The sequence below is a fragment of the uncultured Oscillibacter sp. genome, from assembly GCF_910587525.1.
Classification (GTDB): Bacteria; Bacillota; Clostridia; order Oscillospirales; family Oscillospiraceae; genus Oscillibacter.
Genome location: NZ_CAJULS010000151.1, coordinates 1 through 4,755 on the forward strand (window position 1 = coordinate 1; position 4,755 = coordinate 4,755).

At 60.5% G+C, this 4,755-nt stretch carries 6 protein-coding genes; 4 read left to right on the top strand and 2 right to left on the bottom strand.

The annotated features are described in order from the left end of the window. Nucleotides 1–216: 216 nt before the first annotated feature. From QZ326_RS11200 to QZ326_RS11215, 4 genes are all read left to right on the top strand, one after another. Nucleotides 217–1,140, top strand: coding sequence for a hypothetical protein (locus tag QZ326_RS11200; RefSeq protein ID WP_295745206.1), 924 nt, complete (start codon nucleotides 217–219; stop codon nucleotides 1,138–1,140). 100 nt (nucleotides 1,141–1,240) lie between these two features. Then, the gene (locus tag QZ326_RS11205; protein ID WP_365329133.1) at nucleotides 1,241–1,471 is read left to right on the top strand and encodes a PadR family transcriptional regulator; all 231 of its coding nucleotides are present in this window, start codon (nucleotides 1,241–1,243) and stop codon (nucleotides 1,469–1,471) included. 113 nt (nucleotides 1,472–1,584) lie between these two features. Further along, nucleotides 1,585–2,319, top strand: coding sequence for a hypothetical protein (locus tag QZ326_RS11210; protein WP_295745207.1), 735 nt, complete (start codon nucleotides 1,585–1,587; stop codon nucleotides 2,317–2,319). Beyond that, nucleotides 2,316–3,047 (top strand): hypothetical protein, encoded by a 732-nt coding sequence (locus QZ326_RS11215; protein WP_295745210.1) that lies wholly within the window; start codon nucleotides 2,316–2,318, stop codon nucleotides 3,045–3,047. Before QZ326_RS11210 ends, QZ326_RS11215 begins: the two co-directional genes overlap by 4 nt. Before the next feature lie 139 nt (nucleotides 3,048–3,186). Here the strand turns inward: QZ326_RS11215 and QZ326_RS11220 are convergent, their stop codons facing one another. Then, on the bottom strand, nucleotides 3,187–4,650 hold the full coding sequence (locus tag QZ326_RS11220; RefSeq protein ID WP_295745213.1) for a pyruvate carboxylase subunit B: 1,464 nt from the start codon (nucleotides 4,648–4,650) through the stop codon (nucleotides 3,187–3,189). Nucleotides 4,651–4,669: 19 nt separating this feature from the next. Further along, on the bottom strand, nucleotides 4,670–4,755 hold an 86-nt coding region (locus QZ326_RS11225), incomplete at its 5' end, for a sodium ion-translocating decarboxylase subunit beta (protein ID WP_295745215.1).

Here is a 4,755-nt window from a genome sequence, read left to right on the forward strand (position 1 = left end):
AAAAATAGGTGGTGCCAACATCTGAGACACACTCTCCTGAGTGTGTCTCTTCTTTGTTACTATTTGTATTCCTTTTGTGATGAATTCCGACATTCCCAATGCTAAAATATAGCAAAGGAGGGGAGAGCGATGACTGGAAAAGACGTGGGACTGCGCCCGCCCTGCCGCCGTTGTGGGATCGATGTACAGTCTCCTGCTGCCGGGACAGGAGACCATATGAAGAAAAGGATTACCCTGTGGATACTGGTGCTCACCTTGGGACTCACGGCCTGCGGGCAGAGAGGAGAGATGCCGCCGGAGGAAGCGCCTCCGGCACTGGAGGTCCAGGCGCCGGAACAGTCTGGGGAGAGCGTGAGACTGTCCCGGCAGATCATGTCTGAGGAGGAGTTGGAGTACACCAATCGGGAGGACTGCTCCAACGGCTTCGTTCTGGCGGAGCGAGAGGAAGATGGAGCGCTTTTTCTGGAGTTCACCCGCCCGGATGCACCGGACTTTTCCCTGCGCATCAGCCAAGACCTGACAGAGGCGTTGGCGGAGTACCAGGGGAGGACCATGACGCTGGAGCGGGTGGAGACGCCTAATGGAACCCTCTATGACTGGTATGTCTCCGCGGGTTACGGTGGATTGGTGTCCGGGTATAGCATGCCTTTCTGGGTGGATTTCACTGGGGACGGTCAGCCGGAGCTGGCGTGGCTGCGGCACGGATCTGGGACCGGCTTTCATGAGAGCGTCTGTACAGTCTACAACATCAGCGGCCAGGGGGAAATCATCCCCCTTGTGGAGCCCTGGGAAGAGATGGCTGCCTCCATCACCGTGGAGCCCCAGGACTGGGAAGACGGATATATCCGCAGCCTTGTGACAGACTGCCAGGGACAGACCTATACGGCTTGGCAATGGGTTCAGGAGGAGGTCTGGCGGGATTGTTCTTACTGGCCGGGAAAGAGCGGATGGGCCAGCCTGGAGATCGACCAGGAGCGGTGTACCCTAGAGGCTGTGATGCTCTTTGGTCTGGAGGTGCCTCATATGTTTGGTGCATATATGGGCGGGCTGCGCACAGAGTTAGCCTATGACGCAGAGCAGGGTGCCATTATCCGCTCCGGGCCCATTGCGGTGTCTGTGGATGAAAAGCTGGAGCGGTAAGGAGGGCGCACCCCGGGGGTGCGCCTTTTCTGCCCTTGACAAGCCTTGATGATCTATGTATAATAAGCATAGATAACCAAGGTATGGAGGGAGGCACGGCATGAAGATCAACAAGAGTCTGATGAGCGGCAGCACCACTCTGCTGATCCTGTCCCTGCTGGCGGGAGAGGAGATGTACGGCTACCAGATGATCGTGGAGCTGGCGCGGCGGTCCAACCGGACCTTTGAGCTGAAGGAGGGGACGCTGTACCCCATCCTCCACGGCTTGGAGGCGGACAGGCTGGTGACGGTGCGGGAGAAGGAGGCCGACGGCCGGACGCGAAAGTATTAACGCAGCACCCGGAAGGGTCGGAGGGCCCGGGAGGAGAAAAAGGCGGCCTGGAAATACTTTGCGGAGCAGGTGGACGCTGTGGTGAACAGCGCATTCCTGGCGTGAGGCGGCCTATGCGGGATGAATTTCAGATCTGGGTGGATGCTGTGTGCGAGCAGGTCCGGTTCTGGCCGGACCGGAAGGGCATTGAAAAGGAGCTGCGCATCCATTACGAGGACCATTGCAGGGCGCTGGAGCGGCTGAACTACGAGCCGAAATTGGCGGCGGAGCGGTCCCTTCGGGCCATGGGAAACGCCCAGGAGGTGGGCTGGGCCCTGGACCGGATACATAAGCCCTGGCTTGGCTGGCTGTGGAAGTTCTCGGAGGGCACGCTGCTGATGCTGGTGCTGATTGTCCTGTGGCTGACTGTGTTCGCGGGCGGCGTCGAGCAGTTGATTTTCAGAACGCGGCAGCAGCTGGAGTGGACGGACCCGCCGGTGTGGGCGGACCATGTATCCCTGGAATGCGGGGAAGTCTATCTGGCCCCCGGAGAGGTGAGAGAGACCGGCGGGAATGTGGAGGCGGAGCTCCAGTTCTGGGTGAAGGTCCGGGAGCCGGTTCCGGATTTTCAGCCCTGGGAGCTGGAGGTGGCGGACAATCGAGGCGCCGTTTCCTTCCGGGAATGGGGAGACGGAAGGCGGCAGACGTCAGGTTATCTGGAGTGGGAGCGCGTGCCATATTGGGGTTGGACCCGGCAGCAGATGACCCTCCGGCTGATTCTGGACTACCGCCCGGACTGGGTGGAGGTCTCCGCGCCCGGCGGAGGCCGGGATTGGGTCCTGCGGGCGGAATGGGGGGAGGAGCTATGACGCTGAACCGAAAGGGAAAGACAGTTCGCAATTTGGCGTTCTGTGTCCTTCTGGGGGTTCTGCTTCACGCCTTGATGGGCTTTCCACCCTGCACCGTGAGGGCGATGTGCCGGCAGTTTCAGGCCAGCCGCCTTTTGGCGGGGGAGATCGAACCCCTGCATGTCCGGCATGAGCGGTACGGATACAGCGGCGACTGGGTCTATCGTGTCCGGACGTTTATTCTGGCCAAAAGCGGGGAGACGTACGCGTCCTTCCTGTACAGCCGAAACCTGCTGCAAAATGAGATCGACTACCATTACACTCCCAAAATTGAGCAGAACGCCCTCTGCGCGGCCTGGAATGGGACCATCTATGCCGCGGGTCCCTTTGCGGAGGCGGATTCCGCAATCCTGGAGATCGAGGCCGAGCTGCGGAACCGGGACAAGGTTCTCAAAAGCAAAACCTTTACAATTGCAGGAGAGCGCCTGGAGAACGAGGTGTTTGGATTTCCCTATTCCCTGGACATGCTCGGAGGGGGGCTTTCGGGCTGGGCCCCGGAGGATTTGCCGGATGAGCTGTCCCTATATAATATCGCCAGACTGTGGTACGGGGATTACTGGGATGAAGACGGAGGCCATGGCATACGCCACGCAGATCTTCCCTGTGTCCTCACGCTGTATGACGGGAGCGGGAGGGAGCTGGAGCGTTATGATCTGAGCATCGACAACTATGAGATTTTTTTCAGTTAAAGAGGAGGACGGTATCTCTCGATACCGTCCTCTTGTTGATTTCAGCAGTTCCACGTTCCCGTCCCAGAGGGGAAAGTTAAGCACTGACTGCGTGGCGTGTAAAAGCTCTTTTGGTTCCTTTTCCCTCGAGAAAAGGGGCTCAGCCCTTGAACTCCACATACAGCTCCCGCACCGCGTTGGGGTCTGCCGCGGCCTTGGGGGCCGCCGCGGGGGCCGCGGGAGCGGCCTGGGGCTCGTCGTGAGGGCCGTCCCTCCAGGCCAGGAACTTGGGGGCCACCTGGGGGAACAGGGCCAGGGAGAGCACGTCTTCGTCGCTCTTGGCGATATCCTTGAATTCCTCCCGGTACTTTTCAACCTCGGGCTGGAGCAGGTCCGCCGGGCGGCAGGTGATGACGTCCTCCGGCTTGATGCCGGCCAGCGCCCGGACCTCCTCGTTGACCTCGCCGGGAACCTGGCCGTACTCGCCCTTCAAAAGGCCCTTGGACTCCTTGGGGAAGGTCTTGTACTTGCCCACCACCACGTTCATGACGGCCTGGGTGCCCACGATCTGGCTGGTGGGGGTGACCAGCGGGGGATAGCCGAAGTCCTTGCGGACCCGGGGAATCTCCGCCAGCACGTCGTAGTACTTCTCCTCCTTGTTCGCCTGCTTCAGCTGGGAAATCAGGTTGGAGAGCATGCCGCCGGGCACCTGATAGAGGAGGGTGTTGGTGTCCACGTTCAGCACCTTCGGGTCCAGGCTGCCCTGTTCCTTGAGCTTCTGGGCGACCTTGCGGAAGTGGGCGGCGGCCTCGCTCATTTTGTTCAGGTCCAGCTTGGTGTCCCGGACGGTGCCCTGGAGGGTGGCCACCAAAGACTCCGTGGCGGGCTGGGCCGTGCCGTTGGCCAGGGGGCTCAGGGCCGTGTCCACAATGTCCACTCCGGCGTAGGCCGCCATGAGATACACCATGTCGCCGGTGCCGGTGGTGTTGTGGGTGTGGAGGTGGATGGGGATTTTCACGGTCTCCTTCAGCTTCTTCACCAGGGAATAGGCGTCCATGGGCAGCAGCAGGTTCGCCATGTCCTTGACGCAGATCACGTCCGCGCCCATCTGCTCCAGCTCCTTGGCCAGCTTCACGAAGTACTCCTCGCTGTGGATGGGGGAGATGGTGTAGCTCAGGGTGGCCTCCACCATGCCGCCGTACTTCTTGGTGGACTTGATGGCCTGCTCCAGGTTCCGCACGTCGTTCAGCGCGTCGAAAATCCGGATGATGTCGATGCCGTTTTCAATGGACTTGCGGCAGAAGGCGTCCACCACGTCGTCGGCGTAGTGCTTGTAGCCCAGGATGTTCTGGCCCCGGAAGAGCATCTGGAGCTTCGTGTTGGGCAGGGCCTTGCGGAGCTTCCGGAGGCGCTCCCAGGGGTCCTCGTTGAGGAAGCGCATGCAGGAGTCAAACGTCGCGCCGCCCCAGCACTCCAACGACCAGTAGCCGATGGAATCCAGCACTTCGCAGGCGGGGAGCATATCCTCAATCCGCATCCGGGTGGCCGCCTGGGACTGATGGGCGTCACGGAGGATGGTGTCGGTGATATACAGGGGCTTCTTAGATAAAAATTCCATAGCCATTTCAAATACCTCCTATCTATCAGCCAAACAGGGAGATCATCACGCCCGCCGCGATGGCGGAGCCGATGACGCCGGCCACGTTGGGGCCCATGGCGTGCATCAGCA

What these genes read in the sequence shown, in the direction of transcription:
- QZ326_RS11200 (WP_295745206.1), top strand. Translation starts at nt 217, where the DNA reads ATGAAGAAAAGGATTACCCTGTGGATACTGGTGCTCACCTTGGGACTC.
- QZ326_RS11205 (WP_365329133.1), top strand. Translation starts at nt 1,241, where the DNA reads ATGAAGATCAACAAGAGTCTGATGAGCGGCAGCACCACTCTGCTGATC.
- QZ326_RS11210 (WP_295745207.1), top strand. Translation starts at nt 1,585, where the DNA reads ATGCGGGATGAATTTCAGATCTGGGTGGATGCTGTGTGCGAGCAGGTC.
- QZ326_RS11215 (WP_295745210.1), top strand. Translation starts at nt 2,316, where the DNA reads ATGACGCTGAACCGAAAGGGAAAGACAGTTCGCAATTTGGCGTTCTGT.
- QZ326_RS11220 (WP_295745213.1), bottom strand. Translation starts at nt 4,650, where the DNA reads ATGGCTATGGAATTTTTATCTAAGAAGCCCCTGTATATCACCGACACC.